This is a genomic window from Flexivirga meconopsidis (genome assembly GCF_026162425.1).
GTDB lineage: Bacteria > Actinomycetota > Actinomycetes > Actinomycetales > Dermatophilaceae > Flexivirga > Flexivirga meconopsidis.
This window is the reverse complement of record NZ_JAOBQJ010000001.1, coordinates 655,639-676,182: the sequence shown is the minus strand read 5'-3', so window position 1 is coordinate 676,182 and position 20,544 is coordinate 655,639. Positions and strand designations below refer to the sequence as shown.

The following is a 20,544-nucleotide window of genomic DNA, read 5'->3' as shown; positions in this document are numbered from 1 at the left end:
CGGCTAACCGCTTCGGCGCCGTTCCTGGTTACGCTGACGGCATGTCGGCGTCCTGGTGGGTCGAGGTGGACGGTGTGGTGCTGCCCAAGCAGCTGGCCGGGCATCCCGCGCTGGAGTTGTGCAACACCCGAGCCGGCTGGCGCAGCGCGCCGGATCCGCGTGGTGAATATCTCCGCTCGTATGACGCACTCGCCCTCGTCGCCCAGACGTCCGGCGCGTTGCCCGAGGACGTCGTCAATGACGCCCGAGCGGCCGGCCTCCACCGACCGGCTGCCGCCGCCCGCGAGGTCGACCGGGCACGGGCGATTCGCGCCGACCTCTACGCGATCTGGACCGGCAGCGCCAGCAAGACCGCCCGCGGGCGAGTTGCCAGTGGGATCGCTGCCGCGCGTGCTCGTCAGCGGCTGGTCATCGACGGAGACTCGGCGACCTGGGAGTTCGGCACGCCCGGGGTCGCCGACCCGCTTGATGCGTTGCTGGTGGCGAGCGGGGAGCTGCTGGCCGACAGCGGGCGCGCGCCGGTGGTCGCGTGCCCGGGCATCGACTGCGGGTGGCTCTTCCTCAACACCTCTCGCCGACGCCGCTGGTGTCAGATGGCGGTCTGCGGAAACCGTGCGAAGCAGGCGGCCTTCAGCCGCCGGGCTCACTCCTGAGTCTCGACCGCTGCGAGGGCGAGCGCCAGGTCCGCGCCGAGCTGCGCATTGTTCTTCACCAGTGCGATGTTCGCGGTCAACGACGCGCCGCCGGTCAGCTCGACTACCCGGCCCAGCAGGAACGGGGTCGTGTCCTTGCCGGTGATGCCTCGCACGTCCATGTCGGCGAGCGCAGTGTCGATGATGCCGGCGATCCGGTGCTCCGGGATCTCGTCGCCGGCCGGGATCGGGTTGGCGATGCTCACCCCGGCGGTGATGCCAAGGTCCCGCTGCGCGCGCACGAGGCGTGCCAGATTCGCGACCGTGTCGACGCGAGTTGGCACGGCATACCCGCTGGATCGTGAGTAGAACGAGGGGAATTCGTCGGTCTGATAGCCGACGACCGGGATCGAGAGCGTCTCCATCGCCTCGAGGGTGAGACCGATGTCGAGGATCGACTTCACGCCCGCGGAGATGACCGCGACTGGAGTGCGGGACAGCTCGGTCAGGTCGGCCGACACGTCCATGCTCGTCGCGGCCCCGCGGTGGACGCCGCCGAGGCCGCCGGTCGCGAACACACCGATGCCGGCGAGTGCGGCGAGTCGCATGGTGGCAGCCACCGTTGTCGCGCCGTGACCCCCGGAGGCAATGACCGGCGCAAGATCTCGCACGCTTGCCTTGGTCACCGATTGCCCTGCCTTGCCGAGCAATTCGAGATCATCGTCTTCCAGACCGATCCGTGGGACGCCATCGAGCACGGCGATCGTGGCAGGGGTGACGCCGCCCTCCCGGACGATCGTTTCCACCTCGCGAGCCGTCCGCACGTTGTCCGGGTAGGGCATGCCGTGGCTGATGATCGTGCTCTCCAGTGCCAGCACCGGGCGGCCTTCAGCGAGTGCGTCGCGCACCTCGTCGGTGGGCCGGAGTCGCGGGTGCATGCTCATGGGCATTCCTCTCGCAGGGTTCGATCGACAAGTTCGGCGCTCAGGTCGGGCCGCACGGTGTGGTCGCTGGTGATGGTCAGGTATGCCGTGACGGCCCCGCGCCGGATCGCCTCCGGCTCGGCGCGGCCGCTCAGTAACGCGTGCACGTAGCCCGCGGTCATGGCGTCGCCCGCGCCGGTCACGTCGACCACGTCTGCTGGCACTGCGGGCAAGTGCGTCACACCACGCATGGTGAACATCGTTGAACCAGAACGTCCTTCGCGCAACCAGACGCGCTCCACACCCGTCCTGTGCAAGATGTCGGCCGCGGACTGCGGGTCGGCTTCCCCGGTGAGCGCCTGGAGTTCGTCCGCAGTCGGGGTGATGGTGTGGATCCGCGCGCTGCCGAGCACCGGCCGCAGCCGCCTCGCCTTGGGCGCCGACACGGGGTCGAGCACGGCCGGCACCGCGTGCCGGTGCGCGGCCGCCAGCACGCTGGTGACCACGCCGGTCGGCAGATTGCCGTCGAGCAGGACGAAACCGGACTCCGCCACGATCGCCTCGGGCACGTCCGCGGGGCGGAGTGACTCGGTGCCCGCCATGTCCGCTACCGCGGCGACCAACTCGCCGCGGTCGTCCAGCAGGGCGGTGTAGCTGCTGGTGCCGAAGCCGGGCACGGCATACGTCAGATCGACACCGGCAGAGGCTGTTTCGGCGCGCACCCGGACTCCGAACTCGTTGTCGCCGATCGCGGCGACCAACCGCGTCGGCACGCCGAGTCTGCCGAGGTTGGCCGCGATGTTGCGGCCCACCCCACCGGCGCTGACATGGGTGTGTCCGGGGTTGCTCGTGCCGGTCGTGAGTGGCGCACTCGTGCGCGCCACGATGTCGAGATTTGCCCCACCGACCACCAGCACTGTCCGCACTCGCCTCATTGTGCCGGTGTCGGTAATCTGCGCAGGTGGCTGCCGACGAACCAACCATCCTCGCGACTTCGGGCGGTCTGCGGCCCGGTGAGCGCACCTACTTCGAGTTCAGCGAATTGACGCAGTATGCCGTCGAACTCGCGGGCGTGACCGGCCGTGCACCTCGACTGTGCACAGTCGCGACCGCTGTCGGCGACACCCCGCACGTGCTGCACGCATTGGCCGAAGCGGCCCGCGTCGCCGGCTACGAGCACTCCCATCTGCAGCTGTTCCACCAGCCCAACGTCGCCGACCCCGCCGAGCACCTGCTGGCCCAGGACGTGGTGTGGGTGATGGGCGGCTCGGTCGCCAACCTGCTGGCCGTATGGCGAGTGCACGCGCTCGACGCCGCGTTCCGCGCGGCGTGGGAGGCCGGCGTCGTACTCACCGGGGTGAGTGCGGGGTCGATCTGCTGGCACGTCGGCGGCACCACCGACTCCTTCGGGCCGCAGCTGCGGCCGGTCACCAACGGCCTGGCGTTGCTGCCTTACGGCAACGGCGTCCACTACGACGCGGAGGACCGGCGCCGGCCGCTCATGCAGCGACTGGTCGCCGACGGCACGCTGCCGGAGTCCTACTGCAGCGACAACGACGCAGGGCTGCTCTATCGGGGCACCCGGTTTGTCGAGGCCGTCGCCGAACGCGACGGCGCACGCGGTTATCACCTGGTGCGAGAAGGGGATTCGGCGGTCGAGACGCCGCTGGACACGCGACGGCTCTGACCGCTGCGGTCAGTGACGCTGCTGCGGCACCCCCCACGGGTTGTCGTCGCGCAGCGGAGGCGGGAGCAGCTGTTGCGGAGCGCTCTGGTAGGCGACCGGCCGCAAGAACCGACTGATCGCCGCGCTGCCCACCGATGTGCCCGAGTCGTTCGTCGTGGCGGGCCACGGACCGCCGTGCTGCATCGCCGGCGTCACCGAGACGCCGGTCGGCCAACCCGCAAACAGCACCCGTCCCACCCGCTCGGAGAGGTGATGGACGAGCTCGGCAACCACCGGATCGGCGGCGTCGTCGGGCCCGAGTTGCACCGTAGCGGTGAGATTGCCCTGGAAGAGATCGTCCAGCGTGGCGGCCAAGTCGGTCCCGTCGGGATACTCGACGACGATCGAGAGGGGCCCGAACGCCTCGTCGCGCAGAAGGTCGGCCTTCGCGATCAGCTCCTCGAGCGAGACAGCGACCAATGTCGGTGTGACCCAACCGTTGCCGCTCTCGTCGACACGCACGCTTCCCTCGCTCACCAGCCGCACGCCACTGTCGAGGATGGTCTGGCGTCGCTGCCGGTATCCGTCGGTGATCTGAGGGTTGAGCAGCCGATGCTCGGTGACCTCGGCAGCGGCGGACCGCAGCGATTCGTCGAGTTGCTCTCCGTCCGGCACGAAGAGGAAGCCTGGTTTGGTGCACAGCTGTCCGGCCGATCCGGAGACGCTGCCGACATACCCGGTGATCAGCTCGTCCCCGCGGTCAGCCAGCGCAGAAGCGGTGACCACCACCGGGTTCACGCTGCCGAGTTCGCCGAAGAAGGGGATCGGATCGGGCCGTCCTGCAGCGATGTTGGCGAGGACCCGGCCGGCCCGCACCGAGCCGGTGAATGACGCAGCCCGGATCAGCGGGTGCTTGAGCAGCTCCACCGCTTCGTCCTGACCGTGCACGAGTTGCAGTGTGTCCCGGGATATTCCGGCCTCGTCGAGGGCGGCACGGGCGAGCTCGGCGGTGAGGTCGGACAGGGCGGGGTGCCCGGGATGGGCCTTGACGACGACGGAGCATCCGGCGGCAAGCGCGGCTGCGGTGTCGCCGCCGAGCACGGAGAACGCGAGCGGGAAGTTGCTCGCCGCGAAGTTGAGTACAGGACCGACCGGCGCCAGATAGCGCCGCACATCGGGGCGCGGGCCGATCGGGTAGTCGGCGACGGGGCTGTCGATGCGCACGTCGAGGTAGCCGCCGTCCAGGACGGTGTCAGCAAACTCCTTGAGCTGGAACGTAGTTCGCTTCAGTTCGCCGGTAAGACGTGCTTCGGACAGGCCGGTCTCGTCCATTGCCGTCGGGACGAGACGATCGTCGGCAGCGAGCGCATCGGCGATGGCGGTCAGCGCTCTCGCTCGGACGCGCGGTGCTGTGCGGGCGAACTCGCGGTGCGCCTCAGCGGCACGCCGCGCTACGTGGTCGATGTCGGTCATTGAGTCAAACCTCTGCGGAAATCGTTGGGAATCATCAGAATTCAAAACCGGACGGGAAGGGATCACTAGGGTCGAGCAGGTAATCTCCTACGCCGGTCACCCAAGCGCGGCCGGTGATCGTGGGTATGACAGCAGGCGTCCCGGCCACCTCGGTCTCACCGACCAGCCGGCCGACGAAACGACTGCCGATGAACGACTCGTTCACGAAGTCGGTGTCGAGCGGGAGTTGACCTCGTGCGGCGAGCTCCGCCATACGGGCGGAGGTGCCGGTGCCGCACGGGGACCGATCGAACCACCCGGGATAGATCGCCATCGCGTGCCGGGAGTGCGCGGCGGTCGACCCCGGCCCGATGAACTCCACGTGATGACAATGGTCGACGCCCTCGATCGTCGGATGCTTCGGCGGCGCCTGCTGATTGATCTGCTCCATGATCGCCAGCCCGGCCTGCAGGATGTCCTGCTGCCTGCTCCGATCGAACGGCAGCCCCACATCGGCGAGCTCGACGAGCGCGTAGAAATTGCCGCCGAACGCCAGGCTGTAGGGCACGGAGCCGAGGCCAGGCACCTCGATCGTGGCATCGAGACGCTCGACATAACTCGGCACGTTCTGAATCGTCACCGAGTCGGCGTGCCCGTCGCGCACCGCGACCCGAGCGGTCACCAGACCGGCCGGAGTGTCCAACCGGATTGTGGTTACCGGCTCCTCGACGGTCACCATGCCGGTCTCGACCAGCACCGTCGCAACCCCGATCGTGCCGTGACCACACATCGGCAGACAACCGGACACCTCGATGTAGATGACCCCGAAGTCTGCGTCCGGGCGGGTCGCGGGTTGCAGGATCGCCCCGCTCATCGCGGCGTGACCGCGCGGCTCGTTCATCAGCAGTTTGCGCAGCTCGTCATGTTCCGCGATGAAATTGAGCCGCTTGTCGTTCATCGTTTCGCCTCGGATCACCCCAACCCCACCGGTGACGACCCTGGTCGGCATGCCCTCGGTGTGGGAGTCGACCGCACTGATCACCCGACTGCTGCGCATGAGATCAGTCTCGCGCGGCGAGTGCGTCGAGGGCGCGCTGGGTCTCCTCGCGCACCGCCTTCTCGTGCTCGGGGCTGAGCGGGCCACGTGGTGGCCGGGTGCGGCCGCCGAAGCTGTTGCCGGCCACGTCGATCGACAACTTGATCGCCTGCACGAACTCAGTGCGCGAGTCCCAGCGGAAGACCGGCACGAGCTGCTCGTAGAGCGCCTTCGCACCCGCGATGTCGCCCTTGGTCACCAGCTCGTAGAGCTCGACCGCCTCGCGTGGGAACACATTCGGGTAGCCGGCAAACCAGCCCACCGCACCGGCGACCAGAGACTCGAAGAGCAGATCATCAGCTCCGGCGATCACATCGATGTCGCAGCGATCGTTGATCTCCATCACGCGTCGCACGTCGCCGGAGAACTCCTTGATCGCCACGACGTTCTCGATCTCGGCGAGCTGCTCGACGATGTCCGGTGTCAGGTCGACCTTGGTGTCGATGGGGTTGTTGTAGGCCATGATCGGCAACCCGACCTCGCTCACCCGGCGATAGTGCTCAAGGATCTCGTCGGTGTTTGCCCGGTAGACGATCGGCGGGAGTAACAACACACCGTCCGCACCGTCCTCCTTGGCAAGCCGCGCCCAGTGCTGCGCTTGGTGCCAGCCGACACCGTGCGCACCGGCGACCACCAGACCGCGGCCGTCCACCGCCTCGACGGCGACCTGCACCACCCGGCGGCGTTCCTCGTCGGTGAGGGATGAGTATTCACCGAGCGAACCGTTGGGGCCGACACCACGGCAACCGTTCTCGATCAGCCAATTGCAGTGTTCGGCGAATTTGTCGTAGTCGACCGCGAGCCCGCCCGGCGCAGAGGGGTCCTCCTTGAACGCCAAGGTGGTCGCGACGATCACGCCGCCGAGGTCGAAGGGGTTTTGGCTCATGTTGTTCCTTCCAATGCTGCTGTGTCTGTTGTCGATTCGGCTGCAAGGTCGCCGAGTTTGATGGGTATCGCGATCGGTCTTCGGTCCGTGGTCATCGCGCCGAGGAGGGGTTGATCCTCACCCAGGAGGTCCTCCACGGTGCGGCCGCACATCCGGCCCTGACATATCCCCAGACCGGCCCGGGTGGTCAGCTTGCGACTGCGAAGGCCGCGGCTCCGGCCGGCGGCGGGAGCGTGCAGTGCCGAGTAGGTCACCTCTTCGCACCGGCAGACGAGGGTGTCCTCGGTGAGCCACGCGCGCCATCCAGGCCGTATGGCGTGGGCCGCGGCCAACCGACTCGCGAAGTGCCGTTGCCGATCACGCTGTGCGAGAAGTGCTTTCGGCGGCGTGACTCCCGCCGCGGCCAGGCCCGCGACCGCGCCCTCGGCGGCTGACAGTGGCATGCCACCGATCCCGGTGATCTCTCCGGCTGCGTAGACCTCGGCAACATTGGTGCGCTGCAGGGCGTCGACGGTGACGTAACGGTCCTCACCGATCGCGCAGCCGGCCGCGATCGGGAGCTCGAGACGCGGGGTGAAGCCGTGGCCGATGCACACTGCATCGACCGCGATGCGTCGTGCGGTGCCGGCAATCGGCCGCCAGCCCTCGTCGAGCCGGGCAACCGTGACTGCCTCGACGGCGTCGGTGCCGTGTGCGGCGATGACGGCGCTGCCCGTTCGGTAGGGGATGCGGTGCCGAACGTGGCCTGCGGCATACTCCGCCAGCTCGAGGAGCTTGCCGGTGAATCCGACCATTTGCCAGGACTTCTGGAGCCAGCCCCGGGCGAGTTGCTTCGGTCTCGCCGCCTCGTGCACGCCAACCACGGTTGCACCAACCTGAGTCAGGGAGGCCGCGACCGGCAGCAGGAACGGACCGGCGCCCGCAACCAGCACCCGAGATCCAACGGCGACCCGTTCGCCCTTCGCCAATGCCTGCGCTGCGCCGGCTGAGAAGACGCCCGGCAGGTCCCAGCCGGGGAAGGGCAGCACCCGGTCGTGGGCGCCGGTGGCGAGCACCAGCGCGTCTGGGAGGAGGGTGAGCCGCAACCGTCCGGAGTCGTCGGCCGCGCCCGCGATCACCTGCACGGCGAGTCCGGCACCTGCGGTCACGTCCGGTTCGATAGCCCACACGTCGGCCGAGGTGAGGATCCGGCAATGCGGATGAGCATCGAGGCTGGCACGCAGTCGCTGAAAGACCGACCACTCGTGATGCAGCCGATGCTCGTCGGCTGCGGCCCGTGCGGCGGGCAGGTGTCGCCAGAACTGTCCGCCCAGCTCGTCGGATGAGTCGACCAGAGTGACGAAAGCTCCAGCTTGGCAAGCATTTTCGGCAGCTCGCAGTCCGGCCGGTCCGGCGCCCACGACCACGACTTCACGCATCGCCGCCTCCTGTCCGGGCGGTGTCGACGCGCACCGGCAGTGCGTCGTGCTGGGTCTCCACGACGTCCCCATCAGCGGCTCGGCGCTGGCACAGTCGCACGTCGCGCACCCCGTTGACGGTCGCGATGCAGTCGAAGCACACGCCGATGCCGCAGAACACGCCTCGAGGTCGCTCCGCGCCGCTCGTGCGCCGCCACGCGCCGCGGCCGGCAGCGAGCAGGATCCCAGCGATCGTCTGCCCGTCAATCCCGCCCTGCGCAACGCCGTCGACCGTGATCGTGACGGACTCCGCCGCCGTGGGGTGTGCCGGATCGACCCCGGGATCCATTGCGTGCGAAGGCATTCAGGCCACCTGCTCGGTGAGGTGGGGTTGCAATGACGCTCGGGTCAATGCGTAGGGAGCGACGTCGATCCGGCTCCGGCGGCCGGCGAGCTGGTCGGCGATCAGCTCGGCGGTCGCGACCGACAACCCGATGCCCGCACCTTCGTGGCCGACCGCGTGCCAGAGCCCGGGCAGCCGGTGATCGGCACCGATCACCGGCAGGTGGTCGGGCATGTAGGGGCGGAATCCGCCATACGCCCGCATGACCGGCTGCGCGGCGAGGAAGGGGAAGATCCGCAGCGCCTTGGCAGCCATCTCCTGCAGCACCCGCGTCTGTAGGCGCTCATCGAATCCGATGCGTTGACGCGAGGATCCGATCAGCACGGTGCCTGCGGCGGTCGACTCCACGACGCTGGACGTCTGCAGGTCCGCGGCGTCCGAGGCCACCGCGCCGACGTAGTCGCCGTCATACACCTTGTGGAAGACCCGGTGTGGCATGCGGCTGGTGACCAGCACCATCCCGCGGCGCGGCAGCACGGGCAGATGTATGCCGAGCCGACCCGCGACCTCGGCAGACCACGGTCCGGCTGCCAGCACCACTCGGTCGGCCGCCAGGTCCCCGCGGGTAGTGCGCACGCCGACGAGAGCGCCACCGTCATCGAGCGCCGCTTCGCGCACCTCGGTGCCCTGGAGCAACCGGGCCCCACGACGGCGTGCCGACGCGAGCAGTGCCTCGGTCGCGCCAACGGGTTGCACCTGTGCGTCCTCGGGGTAGTGGACCGCCACGCGCGCGGCCGGGTTGAGCCACGGCTCGCGGTCGCGGGCTTCGTCCGGGGTCAGCTCCCGTGCGTCGACGCCGGCCTCGCGCTGTCCGGCCGCGAAGGCGCGCAGCGCCTGCGCCCCCACGTCGGTCAGGGCGACGACGATGCCGCCCTTCGGCTCGAATTCGATGGGTGGAGTGTTGCCGTCGAGTTCGTCCTGCAACTCGACGGCGAGCCGGCGCCATACCCGCGCGGCGTATTGCGCGAGCACCAACTCGGCACCCGGGCCTTTGTCGGAGACCAGCAGGTTGCCCTCCCCCGCGGCGGAGGTGCCACTCGCGGTGCCGGCCCGGTCGAGCACCGTGACGTCATGCCCGTCCAGCGTCAGCCGGCGGGCACACGCCGCGCCGACGATGCCGGCGCCGATCACCACGATCCGCATGTCCCTCCTCAGTAATATGTCACACACTATAGGCGATGTCGGGACTCTTTTCATCCCCGTCGCCGGCCTCGACCGGGTCCTCGTCCAGTTGCACATCCGGCAATGCGGACGCAGTGCCCCAGAAGTAGGCGCCGAGCCCGATCGTTGTGATGACGACGAGATCCCACGGGGAGTCAAGGACACCGCGGCCGCCATACGAGCCGAGGAAGGAAACGACCAGCATCGCCACGTAGTAGGCGACCAGCCACCACGACGACCTGAGCTGCTGGGCGAGGCCGACGACATGCGTCGGCACGTGATTGCGAGCCAGCAGATAGAGCCCGAACATCACCAGCTGTGAGCCGAGCAACCAGCTGATCGTCGACCAGCCCGTCCAGTAGACGATGTAGGACGCGATCACGAACGCGAGTGGTGAGATCACCGCAAAGCCCTTGAGCCGGAACGGTTTTGGCATGTCGGGCAGTCGACGGCGGAAGGCGCCGGCACAGACCGGGGCAATCGCGTAGGAAAGGATCAGCGCCGCGGAGACGACGTTGACCAGCACGCCCCACGACGGGAACGGCAGGGTCCAGAAGACCGCGAGCGCGAAGGTGAGCCACATCGCCGGGCGCGGCACACCGGAGCGCGGGTCGACGCGGGTGAAGACCTTGAAGAGCGTGCCGTTGCGCGCCCAGCCGTAGACGACCCGACTGGTCGAGGACACGTAGATGTTGCCGGTGCCCGACGGCGAGATCATCGCGTCGAGCACGATGAAGACCCCCAGCCAGCCGAGCCCGAGCACGGTCGCAATGTCCTTGAACGGGAGGCTGAACTTGCCGTCGATGCCCTGCCAGCCGCCGGAGATCAGGTCGCTCGGCACAGCGCCGATGAAGGCGACCTGGAGCAGGATGTAGACGCCGGTGGCGAGCACGACCGAGAGGATCAACGCGATCGGCACGGTGCGCTGCGGCTTCTTGGCCTCGCTGGCCATCGTGACGATGGGCTGCAGACCGAGGAAGGCGAACATCACGCCGCCACCGGCGACCGCCGCCTGGACACCGGACATGCCGAACGGGGCGAAACCCTGCGAGCTGAAGTTGGCGCCCTTCACATGGAAGAGCAGCACGACGATCGTCAGCACCGGCACCACGAACTTGAAGACGGTAATGATGCTGTTGGACTTGGCGAAGGTCTGGACCGCGAGGTAGTTGAGCACGAAGAACAGCAGGATCAGCGCAAACTGCACCAACCAGCCGAGGACCGTCGGCGAGGACGAATCTCCTTGTGTCAGAGCGGGAAACCAGGCAGACGCGTATTGCCGAGCCGCCTCGACCTCGATGGCGATGAGGCTGGAGAAGGCGATCAGCGTGACGAAGCCCATCAGGTAACCGAGCAGCGGGCCGTGCGAGTAGAGCGGGTAGCGGATGACACCGCCGGCCCGCGGCAGGGACGCGCCGAGCTCGGAGTAGACCAACCCGAGCAGGAGTACGGCGATGCCCCCGATCAGCCAGGACAGCCAGCCGGCGGGGCCCGCCATACCGGCGACCTTGCTGGCGGCGAAGAGCCATCCGGACCCGAAGATCGCGCCGAATCCGACCATGACCATGTCGGTCGTGGACAGCTTCGGCTTGAAGGTGCCTTGAGACATGCGCCGACCTCTTTCAATGTGTGACGTGTGATATATCACACTGCACACTGCGCGATCGGCTGTCAATCGATACCGGAAAACTGCCTCGTCAGTCGGTTTCGGATCGGCCGGCCCACCAGCCGACGACGTGCCCGATGTGGGTCTCCATGAGTTCGGCCACCTCGTCGGCCTTGCCGTCGGCGAGCAGATCGAGCATCAGGTGGTGCTCGGCGGCGGACCGCTTGAGTTCCTTGGTGTCCTTGAGTGACGCGAGCCCGACCAGGCGGGTCTGGCTGCGCAGGTCGGCGACGACGTTGCGCAGCCGGGTGTTGCCGGTCAGCTCGATGAGTGCGAGGTGGAAGGCGGTGTCCGCCGCGAGGTAGTCAGCGAAGTCGGCGGCCGCGGCGGTTTGGACGATGTCATCCGCGAGTGCCCGGAAGCGGTCCATCTGATCCATCGGGAAGTCCGCCGCGGCGAGCCGCGCTGCCGGCACCTCCAGCCAGCAGCGCACCTGGACCAGCTCCTGCAGGTCGTCCTCCCCCACCGGCGTCACGCGAAAACCCTTGTTACGCACCGAGCTGACGAAACCGCGATTTTCTAGGTTGAGCATCGCCTCGCGCACCGGAGTCGCCGAGACGCCGAAGCGGGCAGCGAGCTCGGGCACCGACACGACGATCCCGGGAGCGAGCTCACCGGCGACGATCGCCGCAGACAACATGCGTTCCACCTCGGCGCGCAGACTCGATCGCTGCGGGACGCTGCTGATCCGCGACACGTTCTTCGCCACCGCAATCTCCTTGTCCGCACCGCCGCCTTTGATATGTGACACGGTACCGGCGGAGGGAGTGCGACCCGGACGGCACCGCCGCCGCGCGGCGTGCCGGCCGACTGCCGCGCGGCCTCAGTCGAGACAGAACTCGTTGCCCTCGGGGTCCTGCATGACGATGTGCCCGGCGTCCATGAGACCGGGATCCGCGCAATCGAAGATGACCTGAAACTCCAGCGCCATCAGCTCACCAGGTGATCCCGCGTGCGTTGAAGCGCGCCTTCACCGCGGCAGCCGCGGCCGCACCGTCGCGCTGCAGCGCCTTGTCGTAGGTGGCCTTGGCGGCTCCGGAGAAGCTGGTGTCGGGGGCGTAGTCGAACTGGCTGTCGACCAGCGTGGTGTCCCAGGCGCGGCTGCCGAGACCGAGCGCCTCGTAGTCGGTGCGGATCTCCCAGAGCGCTTGTCCCCAGATCTGGCCGTCGTGGTGCACCTCGCCGTTGGCGTCGGCGACGGTCAGTCCGGTGTGGAAGCTGCGGATGCAGTGCGGTGCGGAGGTGTATGACGTGGAGTCCCAGTCCATCGGACAGGACGGATCGGCCTTGACCGGCCAGCCGTACTGCTTGGCCGCGTCCAGCCCGACCGTGACGCCGAAGTAGTCGCCCCAGGCTTCGCCGATCGAGCCGGCCTGCACGCTCCCGCCATACCCGGGCACCTGCGACTGATGCACCGCGTGGCCGTACTCGTGCACGATCACCTCGGCGTCCTCCGCGTCATCGACGCCACCCTTGCCGTAACGCACCCGGTAGGGCTTGTCGGTCTGGTAGCTGTTGTCGCCGCCGTACTGGTCGACCTTGACCGGGAACTGCTGCTTGAGCACCGGACGCAGCGTCGAGCCGAAGCCGAGCGACTGCAGGTATTCCTGCGCCTGATTGACGAAGAAGTAGGCCATCACCTGCTCGAACTGGTCCTGGCTGCGGGTAAACAGGAAGGTGTTGGTCTTGCTGAATGCCGGTGTGCCCGTTGCGGATTCGACCTTCACCCACTTGCCGCTCAGGTAACCCGAGCCGTCGAGGTTGCGCAGCTGCGCGACCGTGTATGCCGAGGCCGGCACCGCCGCATCGGCGTCCTTCTGGTCGGTCAGCGACTGGTCACCCGTGGACTGCACCGGGTTGACCATGAAGATCCGGGCCTGCCCGGTCGACGTGCCCGAACCGGGCTTGTCGGCCTGCGCCGGAAGGGCGACCGCGCAGAGGGCCAGCGTGCTGGCGGCGGCCGCGGCGATGCGGGTGACGCGTGCGGACATGACGTCTACTCCTCGGGTGACGGGTGGCGCCGGGGTGTGCGCCTCTCGTGAGGCTAGCGACGCCGGGCGCCCGTCGGGGCAATCTCGCGGCAACCGGACGCACTCAGCGGCCGTACCCACCCCATGGCGGACGCTCACCGCTCGACGTGCGCGAACCTGAGTTTTTCCTGAGCGCACCTTCAAAAAACCCTGCCAAGAACGTAAAGCGAACGGAAATATTGAGCACCAATGGTTGACAGTTGCCCTTGCTCGGCCCCTAGCGTGGAGGCTGCTTCCTAAAAGGGGCGCCGAAACCGCGCCACGCGACCGGAAGCATTTGATGTTGGCGCTCAGCCGACCGCGGCATTTGGGGCGGACCGCAAATAGTCGAGGGGGTTGACGGTATATCTCTCGGAGAGAGGCCTCCCGGGAGTGCACGCAGGGGGCGACGTCTCCCCTTGCACGTTCACGGAAATCCTTCTTCATCGAGGAAATGATGATCGAAAATACGGTAAGTGGATTGGAAGAGTCCGCGGTTGCGGTGGCCGTGGCACGCGCCTGGAATGACGCGAGTTACGCCGAGGAACTGGCTGCGAACCCGAAGTCGGCGCTGCGGCAACTCGGGGTCGAGATCGACAGCACCGTGGACCTCGTCGTCCTCCGGGACTCGCAGGAGGTGACGAACCTGGCCTTCACCCGCGAGACCGGGCCGGCACAGCGAGCGGAGATCGCGAACGTGGTCGCGGCACACCTGCCGATCGCGGACCACGAGCTGCGCGTCGTGCAGAGCACCCCGACACGTCGCTACCTGGTCGTCCCGGAGAAGCCGGACAGCGTCGACGGGCAGATCACGGCCGAACTCAACATGGTGGGCGCCCGGCCCGACGGCTGGGTCTGGACGACCTCCGACGTCGTCCAGACGACCGAGGCAGTGACCACGGTCCTCGCCGCCGCCGAGGCGGTTGCGGTGGCCGTTCTCACCTGATCGACCAGGCGCACAGCTGACACTCGGCATCCACGGGAGGGGAATGAAATGGCAGACAAGACCTACGCGCTTCTGGGGGACCTCGAGTCGGTGCCCGCGGAGTACAAGTCACAAGTGGCTCAGGTCAAACGCGTGCTGGAAGTGTTCACCATGGATCCGGCGTTCCGGGACGGTTACCAGGCCAACCCTGAGGGTGCACTGGCCTCGCTCGGGGTCGATCTGGCACCGGCCGACGTCGCCCCTCTCGTGGATCCCGACCAGGCCCGGCGGGCACGCGAGTTGCTCGCGGTCGATCCGGAGCAGGTGCCCCCCGCCGTACGACGCCACTGGGCGTTCGTCGCCGAGAAGTTGAACTTCCGCGAGGCCGTCCGGCAGGCGGGTTTCGCCGCCTCACCTGGGCTCGCCAAGTGGCGGCAGCGCCAGCTGAACCGCGCCTGCGGCGAGCTGGGGACCGGCCGGTCATCGGCGATCGTCCACGCTCCGTTCGCGGTGGAGCTGAGCAAGGGTTGCACAGTCGGGTGCTGGTTCTGCGGCGTCGCTGCACCGAAGTATGACGAGGGCTTTTCCTACACCGCGCAGAACGCGGCGCTCTGGCGGGGCTGCTTGACTGCACTGCACAACGTCTTCGGGACGGCCGCGACCCAGGGCTTCCTCTACTGGGCAACGGATCCGCTGGACAATCCGGATTACGAAGCCTTCCGTGAGGATTTCTTCGACATTCTCAAATACGCGCCGCAGACCACCACGGCGCAGGGCCCGAAAGACCTTCCCCGCACGCGCGCCCTGCTGGAGCGGTCGGCAGAGATGGGTATCGCGGTCGACCGGTTCTCGATCATCGCGCTCAATCATTTGCGACGACTTCATGAAGAGTTCACTCCCGAGGAAGTTCTGCGCGTCGAGTTCGTTCCGCAGAACAAGGAGTCAGACCAGTTGAAGTCTCGATCTGGCCGCGCGCTGAATTTCGCGGAGAAGCGAGCTGGAGAACTGGTGGACGAGGCGGAAAGCTCCACGATCGCGTGCGTGACCGGTTTCCTGATCAACATGGTCGATCGACGGGTCCGTCTCATCACCCCGTGCAACACCTCGAAACGCTGGCCACTTGGCTACTGGGTGCTGGACGAGGAACATTTCGACACCGCCGAGGAGTTCGAGCGGGCCCTTCGGCGCATGATCGATCGTTCGGTGCACCCCTTCCTCGAGCGTGACACGCCGATCCGAGTCCGGCGGGACATCAGCCTGTTCAGCGAGGACGACTCGCTCGTGTTCGAGGCGCGCGGGCTGCGTGAGTCCGTCCGGGTAGAGCCGGACTGCGCCGGCTTGCTCGACCTCATCGCCGACGGGTCGCTCAATGCGGAACACATCGCCGGGGCCCGACGGCGCGAGGCCGACGTTCCGCTTGCCCACACGTATGCCCTGCTCGGCAAGATTTTTGACCACGGCCTGCTGGACGAGGAGCCGCCGCCCCGTTCGTTCGAGGACGTGATGCGCAAGCCGACCCCGGTGCAGCTAGGGCGCCGGCAACCGGCCCGTGACTGACCCATCGAGTGCAAGGAGAGGTACCGGTATGACCCAGCAGAACAAGCCGTGGTTCGGCTCCAAACGAGTCGGTGTCGGCATTCGGCCGCAGACCTGGCAGGGCTGGCTCGTCGTCGTGCTCGCCGTCGTGGTCTTGGTTGTGGTAATTCGGCTCGTCACCGGCTGAGACATGGACGCCGGCACGAAGACGGCAAACCCCTGGCGGCACGTCACACCGCTGTTACGGACGCGTCGCCGACGGATTGCCGTCGTTGTCCTGCTGGTCGTGGGGCAGATCGCGCTGAGCGTCATACCGGCGCTGCTGCTGCGGGATCTGATCGACAACGCGCTGCTCGCCGGGGATCGGGCGGCGGCGACAAGGGACTGCCTGGGCATGGTGGCGTGCGCCCTGGCCGTCTACGGGTGCGGCGTGGCGGTGTCGATCCTGGTGAACTCGACGGTGCAGGACGTCCTGCACGAGCTACGGATGATGGTGTATGACGACCTGTCGGCCGCCCCGCTGTCGGCAGTCGCAAGCCGGTCGACCGACGAGATCAACACCCGTCTGATCAGTGACATCCAAGGCGTCGGATCGGCGCTGACACTCGTCATCCGCGCCGGTCTCGGGGCGAGTGTGCAACTGACCGGTTCGATCCTCGCGATGTTGTGGGTCGACGTCCGCCTCGCCTTACTCGCGATCGTGTTCAGTGCCGGGGTCGCCGTTGCCTCTCATCGGACGGTGAGCGTCCGGCGACACCTCGCGCGGCAGATGCAGGTCGAAACCGAGACCCTGATGGGTCGCTCCACCGAAACCCTGTCCTGGAATGGCGCAGTGCTGCTTCGCTCGCACGGTTGGGTGCGAACCGGGCGCCGGGAATTCGCCGGCACCTCCGAGCAGTTGGCGGCCGCGTCATACCGGGAACGTCTGCTCGGCACCGTCCTGCAAGGCGGCGTCGGTGCCACGATGGCCGCGATCGTCCCGCTCCTCTACTGGCTGACGGCGATGTCATGGTGGCCGGTCACCGTTGGATCCATCGTCGTGGTGGCGGGACTACAGGTGCGTCTGTTGAGCCCGATGCAGGAACTGCTGTCGTTCATGCCCAGTTGGGCCGCATCGACCGTCATGCTCGAACGGGTAAGTGCCCTGGTGCGACGCACCCGCCCGCCCGTTGCAAGCCTCGTCCCGTCGGGCGCGACACGGCCGGACGACGCCCGAGCCCTACGGCTGCAGGGCACGGCCTTCGGCCGTGGCGACAGTCCGCAGGTGCGGGTCGATGCCTGGAGGTTGGCACCCCGATCCCTGCACGTGGTCGTCGGTGACAACGGCTCGGGAAAGTCGACACTGGCGCTCGGGATCTGCGGCCTGACACCGCCACTCGAAGGACGGATCTTCTGGGATGGCAATCCAATTGCCGACTGTCGAGTCCGGGAAGTGGCGACGATGCTGCCGCAGCAGCCTTACCTGTTGCGCGGCGACGTTCGTCGCAATCTGGACCTGCTCGGGGTGTACGACGACGACTCTTTGCTGGACGCGCTCGGCCGGGTGGATCTGCTCGCTCGGCTCGGCGGACGTGCGTCGGCCCTCACCTACCCGATCGGGCCCGAAGCAGCGCTGTCCGGCGGCGAGCGACAACGGCTGGCGCTGGCGCGCGCGTTGATCGACCCCTCCCCCGTGCTCGTGGTCGACGAACCGCTGAGCGCTGCCGATCCCCAGAGCGCTGAGCACCTACGTGCGGCCCTGGTCCAGGAGTCACGCCGGCGCACAGTCGTCGTCATCACGCACGACCGGCACTGTTGGCCCTCGGACGCACGCCTCCACCGGGTGCAGCACGGCCGGTTGGCCACCGATATCGCTGCCGCGCCGGTGCTCCTGGGAAAGGAGTGAGCGTGCAGACGACGGCACTCAATGCGAGGGGCTCGGTTGCCCTCCCCGCGCCGCTCACCGTCGACGACGGATCGGTGCTCGACGACGTGGCCGTCGGCTACGAGTCATGGGGCGCGCTCACACCCGAGCGGGACAACCTGGTCGTGGTCTGCCACTCCTTGACGAAGGGGGCGCATGCCGCCGCCCACGATGAGGACGACACGGCCGGCTGGTGGGAAGCCGCTATCGGTCCGGGGCGGATGATCGACACCGACCACTGGTGCGTCATCGCCTTCGACGCTCTCGGGTCCGGCGGGACCACCGGGCCCTCCACGCCGCACCCGTCCGACGGCGCGCCATACGGCAGCCGGTGGCCGCGGGTGACCGTCCACGACATCGTCCGGAGTTGCCTGGCCGCGCTCGACGCGCTCGACATCTGCTCGGTGCACGCGGTGATCGGCGGATGCTTCGGCGGACAGCAGGCGCTGGGGTGGGCTCTGCTCGGTGGAGACCGCGTGCGCAGCGTCATACCCATCGCGGTCACAGCTGCGACTTCTGCGCACTCGATTGCGTTGTTCTCGGTCCTCCGCCAGATGATCACCTCGGACCCGAAGTGGCGCAACGGCGACTACCCACCGGACGATCCGCCGACCGAAGGCGTGGGGCGTTCCCTCGCCGCCGCCATACCGCTGTGGATGAGTCGAGCGACGTTCGAGCAGAAGTTCGGTCGCCAGCGCGGCGTGTGGGACGGCGAAACATGCTATGCCTCAGAGGTTTTCGTTGCACAGGTCGTCGAGCGCAGCGGCCGCGGGATCGATGCGCGGTCACTTGTGTCGCTGACTCGCACAGTTGACGACTTCGATCTGCGGACCGGCCATGGCGATCTCGCTGCCGCATTCGGTCCGGTGTCGGCTCGCCTTCTCGTGGTCGCCTACGAGAACGACTGGCGCTATCCGGTTGAGGAGTGTCGCCAAGTGCACGAAGCCGCGCGGGTGGCCGGAGTGCACTCGCGATTTCTGGTGATCGACAACCCGACGGGACACGGTGCGTTCATGTACGACCTCGCCGAGCTCTCCGGACCGGTCCGCGACTTCCTGCACGCGGTGCGCAGTGAGCGGGACGGGTGCGACCGATGAGTGCCACCGGCGCCGGCGTTGATGCGGTCCGCGCGACCGAACCCGAGGTGATCGTGCGCCAGGCGATCACCGGTTATGACGACGTCGCCAAGTTGCATCAGGTCGATCTACGGCTCGGCCCCGGCATACATCTACTCGTCGGACCGAACGGGTCGGGCAAGACGACATTGTTCCGGGCGATAGCCGGTGTCCTGCCGCTCTGGTCCGGCGAGGTCGAAGTGCGGCAGGGCAGGTCGCGAGCCAGCATCGGGTACGTCGGCCACCGTCCGGCACTGTCGCCACAACTCACCGTCACACAAGACCTGGAGTTCTGGTCGCGGGTCATCGGCGTCCCAGAGCGCTCGCGCGACGCGGCGGTGCGCCGGGTGCTCGACCGCCTCGACCTGCACGGCCTGGCCGACACCCTGACGCGTTCCTTGTCTCGGGGACAGACCCAACGGGTGGCGATCGCGAAAGCGCTGGTCGGCGACCCCGCCGTGTTGTTGCTCGATGAGCCGTTGACCGGTGTCGACGCGGTGACCGCGGACCGGGTCCGCTCCGATCTGACCCGGCTCGCAGACGACGGCCGGGTCGTCATCATCAGCTCCCACGAACTCGCCGAGCTCTCCGGGTTACGAGCCGATGTGGTCGCCATCCGCGACGGCCGAATCGTGGTGCACGAGAGCCTCGCGGAGATCACCGGGGAGCACGCGCTACATCGCTCCTGGTTGCGCGTGCGAGCGTCGCCGCAAGCCGCCGACTGGGTGCAGGCGGAGGGTTACCGCCTGCGGCACGTCGAGCGGCATTCGTTCGAGGTGTATGCCGAAGGTCCCGATGACATCGCGAAATTGGTGGCGGGGCTGGTCGGGGCGGGACATTCGGTCTACCTGGTCGCGCCGGTCCGGGACGGCCTCACCGAGCTACTGCTGAGCTTCTCTGATCACGAACTGGAGGCCAACGGTGCACACCTCGACTGAATCGGACCCAGGCGCCACTGCATCGGGCGAACCGGGCTGGCAACAGTTGGCCGGCGCGATGCTGTGGCGTGCCCGCACCGAAGGTTTCGCGTCGATCTTCGCCTATCCGATCGGGATGATCGCGATGGCCGTCGTCATCGGCGTGGTGACCTTCAACGCGCCCCGCGAGAACGTGCCGTCATTCCCGTCGGGCGGGCCATACGGGACGACGGCGGACGGGTTGCCGATGCAGCTGGCGCTGATGATGGCGCCCGCGCTGCTGGTGCTGGCGGTCACCATCGGCACAGGACGGATGGTGCAGTCGGTCGTGGGTTCGGAGTCGGCAACCGGGACGTTCGAAATGCTTCTGGCACAAGGGTTTCGGCCTCGCCAGTTGGCAACCGCGGTCATCGTGCTGGTGGCTTGCGGGACAGCTTTGCTGTGGGTTGCGGCCACAGTGACGGTGACGGTTCTGCTCCTCGTGCTCGACTCGCTTGCCGATGCGCACACCCAGTTGTCACCGGGTTATGCGACGTTGCTGGTCGCGATGCCGTTGTTGGTCGCCGCCTCCGGAGGCTTCCTCTCGATAGCGCTCGGCTTCTCCTCCCCGACCCTCACTCAGCCGGCCCAGCAGGGAATGGTCAGCGGCACGGGAAACCTCGTCGGCACGATCGCAACCCTTCCCGGGCTCATCATGCTGATCGCAGTGGTGTCGGTCTCCGGGCTGGGCTGGGGCACCACTGTCGTGCTCGGGCTGACGGCCGGCCTGACCGTCCTGATTTGCGGTGCCAGCATCTGGATCATGACGCACCGTTTCGGCTACGAGGGCGTCCTGCGGTCGGTCTGAGTGCGGCTTC

20 protein-coding genes are annotated in these 20,544 nt (G+C 67.8%); 9 read left to right on the top strand and 11 right to left on the bottom strand.

What is annotated here, in order from left to right; genetic code table 11:
- The first annotated feature begins 41 nt into the window (after window positions 1–41).
- Entirely contained in the window at window positions 42–653 is a 612-nt protein-coding gene (locus tag N2M23_RS03305) for a CGNR zinc finger domain-containing protein (protein ID WP_265443253.1), read from the top strand.
- Here N2M23_RS03305 and N2M23_RS03300 read toward each other — a convergent pair.
- Together N2M23_RS03300 and N2M23_RS03295 are read right to left on the bottom strand one after the other, a co-directional pair.
- The gene (locus N2M23_RS03300) at window positions 644–1,576 is read right to left on the bottom strand and encodes a pseudouridine-5'-phosphate glycosidase (RefSeq protein ID WP_265443251.1); all 933 of its coding nucleotides are present in this window, start codon (window positions 1,574–1,576) and stop codon (window positions 644–646) included. The two genes, N2M23_RS03305 and N2M23_RS03300, sit on opposite strands and share 10 nt — an antisense overlap.
- On the bottom strand, window positions 1,573–2,481 hold the full coding sequence (locus N2M23_RS03295) for a carbohydrate kinase family protein (protein ID WP_265443250.1): 909 nt from the start codon (window positions 2,479–2,481) through the stop codon (window positions 1,573–1,575). Before N2M23_RS03295 ends, N2M23_RS03300 begins: the two co-directional genes overlap by 4 nt.
- Window positions 2,482–2,516: 35 nt before the next feature.
- On the opposite strand from N2M23_RS03295, the gene N2M23_RS03290 reads away from it, so the two are divergent.
- A complete protein-coding gene (locus N2M23_RS03290; RefSeq protein WP_265443249.1) occupies window positions 2,517–3,242 on the top strand; it encodes a Type 1 glutamine amidotransferase-like domain-containing protein in 726 nt (241 codons plus the stop codon).
- Window positions 3,243–3,251: 9 nt separating this feature from the next.
- Here N2M23_RS03290 and N2M23_RS03285 read toward each other — a convergent pair whose 3' ends face one another.
- The 9 genes from N2M23_RS03285 to N2M23_RS03245 all read right to left on the bottom strand — a co-directional run bounded on the left by N2M23_RS03285 (window position 3,252) and on the right by N2M23_RS03245 (window position 13,273).
- Window positions 3,252–4,694, bottom strand: coding sequence for an aldehyde dehydrogenase (NADP(+)) (locus tag N2M23_RS03285; RefSeq protein WP_265443247.1), 1,443 nt, complete (start codon window positions 4,692–4,694; stop codon window positions 3,252–3,254).
- Between the two features lie 34 nt (window positions 4,695–4,728).
- On the bottom strand, window positions 4,729–5,730 hold the full coding sequence (locus tag N2M23_RS03280) for a proline racemase family protein (RefSeq protein WP_265443246.1): 1,002 nt from the start codon (window positions 5,728–5,730) through the stop codon (window positions 4,729–4,731).
- A 4-nt stretch (window positions 5,731–5,734) separates the two neighbouring features.
- Entirely contained in the window at window positions 5,735–6,655 is a 921-nt protein-coding gene (locus N2M23_RS03275; protein WP_265443244.1) for a dihydrodipicolinate synthase family protein, read from the bottom strand.
- Window positions 6,652–8,073 (bottom strand): FAD-dependent oxidoreductase, encoded by a 1,422-nt coding sequence (locus N2M23_RS03270; RefSeq protein WP_265443242.1) that lies wholly within the window; start codon window positions 8,071–8,073, stop codon window positions 6,652–6,654. Before N2M23_RS03270 ends, N2M23_RS03275 begins: the two co-directional genes overlap by 4 nt.
- Window positions 8,066–8,416, bottom strand: coding sequence for a (2Fe-2S)-binding protein (locus N2M23_RS03265; protein WP_265443241.1), 351 nt, complete (start codon window positions 8,414–8,416; stop codon window positions 8,066–8,068). The genes N2M23_RS03270 and N2M23_RS03265 overlap by 8 nt, the downstream gene beginning before the upstream one ends.
- Complete coding sequence (locus N2M23_RS03260) at window positions 8,417–9,598, bottom strand: NAD(P)/FAD-dependent oxidoreductase (protein ID WP_265443239.1); 1,182 nt, start codon at window positions 9,596–9,598, stop codon at window positions 8,417–8,419. It abuts the gene before it with no gap.
- Window positions 9,599–9,617: 19 nt separating this feature from the next.
- Window positions 9,618–11,225: an APC family permease gene (locus N2M23_RS03255; RefSeq protein WP_265443236.1), complete on the bottom strand. Its 1,608-nt coding sequence runs from the start codon at window positions 11,223–11,225 to the stop codon at window positions 9,618–9,620.
- Window positions 11,226–11,313: 88 nt separating this feature from the next.
- Window positions 11,314–11,991: a GntR family transcriptional regulator gene (locus N2M23_RS03250; protein WP_265443234.1), complete on the bottom strand. Its 678-nt coding sequence runs from the start codon at window positions 11,989–11,991 to the stop codon at window positions 11,314–11,316.
- Between the two features lie 226 nt (window positions 11,992–12,217).
- Complete coding sequence (locus N2M23_RS03245; RefSeq protein ID WP_265443232.1) at window positions 12,218–13,273, bottom strand: M36 family metallopeptidase; 1,056 nt, start codon at window positions 13,271–13,273, stop codon at window positions 12,218–12,220.
- Window positions 13,274–13,745: 472 nt separating this feature from the next.
- Between N2M23_RS03245 and N2M23_RS03240 the strand changes: the two genes are divergently transcribed.
- Genes N2M23_RS03240 through N2M23_RS03210 form a run of 7 tightly spaced genes read left to right on the top strand, consistent with a single transcriptional unit; the run spans window position 13,746 to window position 20,534 of the window.
- Window positions 13,746–14,237 carry a nitrile hydratase subunit alpha gene (locus N2M23_RS03240; protein ID WP_341870577.1) on the top strand — a complete coding sequence of 164 codons (492 nt, stop codon included), beginning with the start codon at window positions 13,746–13,748 and terminating at the stop codon, window positions 14,235–14,237.
- 48 nt (window positions 14,238–14,285) lie between these two features.
- Window positions 14,286–15,773 (top strand): radical SAM family RiPP maturation amino acid epimerase, encoded by a 1,488-nt coding sequence (locus N2M23_RS03235; RefSeq protein ID WP_265443230.1) that lies wholly within the window; start codon window positions 14,286–14,288, stop codon window positions 15,771–15,773.
- Between the two features lie 28 nt (window positions 15,774–15,801).
- A complete protein-coding gene (locus N2M23_RS03230) occupies window positions 15,802–15,939 on the top strand; it encodes a hypothetical protein (protein ID WP_265443229.1) in 138 nt (45 codons plus the stop codon).
- Window positions 15,940–15,942: 3 nt separating this feature from the next.
- Window positions 15,943–17,637, top strand: a complete 1,695-nt coding sequence (locus N2M23_RS03225; protein WP_265443228.1) for an ATP-binding cassette domain-containing protein — start codon at window positions 15,943–15,945, stop codon at window positions 17,635–17,637.
- A 2-nt stretch (window positions 17,638–17,639) separates the two neighbouring features.
- A complete protein-coding gene (locus N2M23_RS03220; RefSeq protein ID WP_265443226.1) occupies window positions 17,640–18,752 on the top strand; it encodes a homoserine O-acetyltransferase family protein in 1,113 nt (370 codons plus the stop codon).
- Complete coding sequence (locus N2M23_RS03215; RefSeq protein ID WP_265443224.1) at window positions 18,749–19,708, top strand: ABC transporter ATP-binding protein; 960 nt, start codon at window positions 18,749–18,751, stop codon at window positions 19,706–19,708. Before N2M23_RS03220 ends, N2M23_RS03215 begins: the two co-directional genes overlap by 4 nt.
- Window positions 19,692–20,534: a hypothetical protein gene (locus N2M23_RS03210; RefSeq protein WP_265443222.1), complete on the top strand. Its 843-nt coding sequence runs from the start codon at window positions 19,692–19,694 to the stop codon at window positions 20,532–20,534. Before N2M23_RS03215 ends, N2M23_RS03210 begins: the two co-directional genes overlap by 17 nt.
- Window positions 20,535–20,544 lie beyond the last annotated feature (10 nt).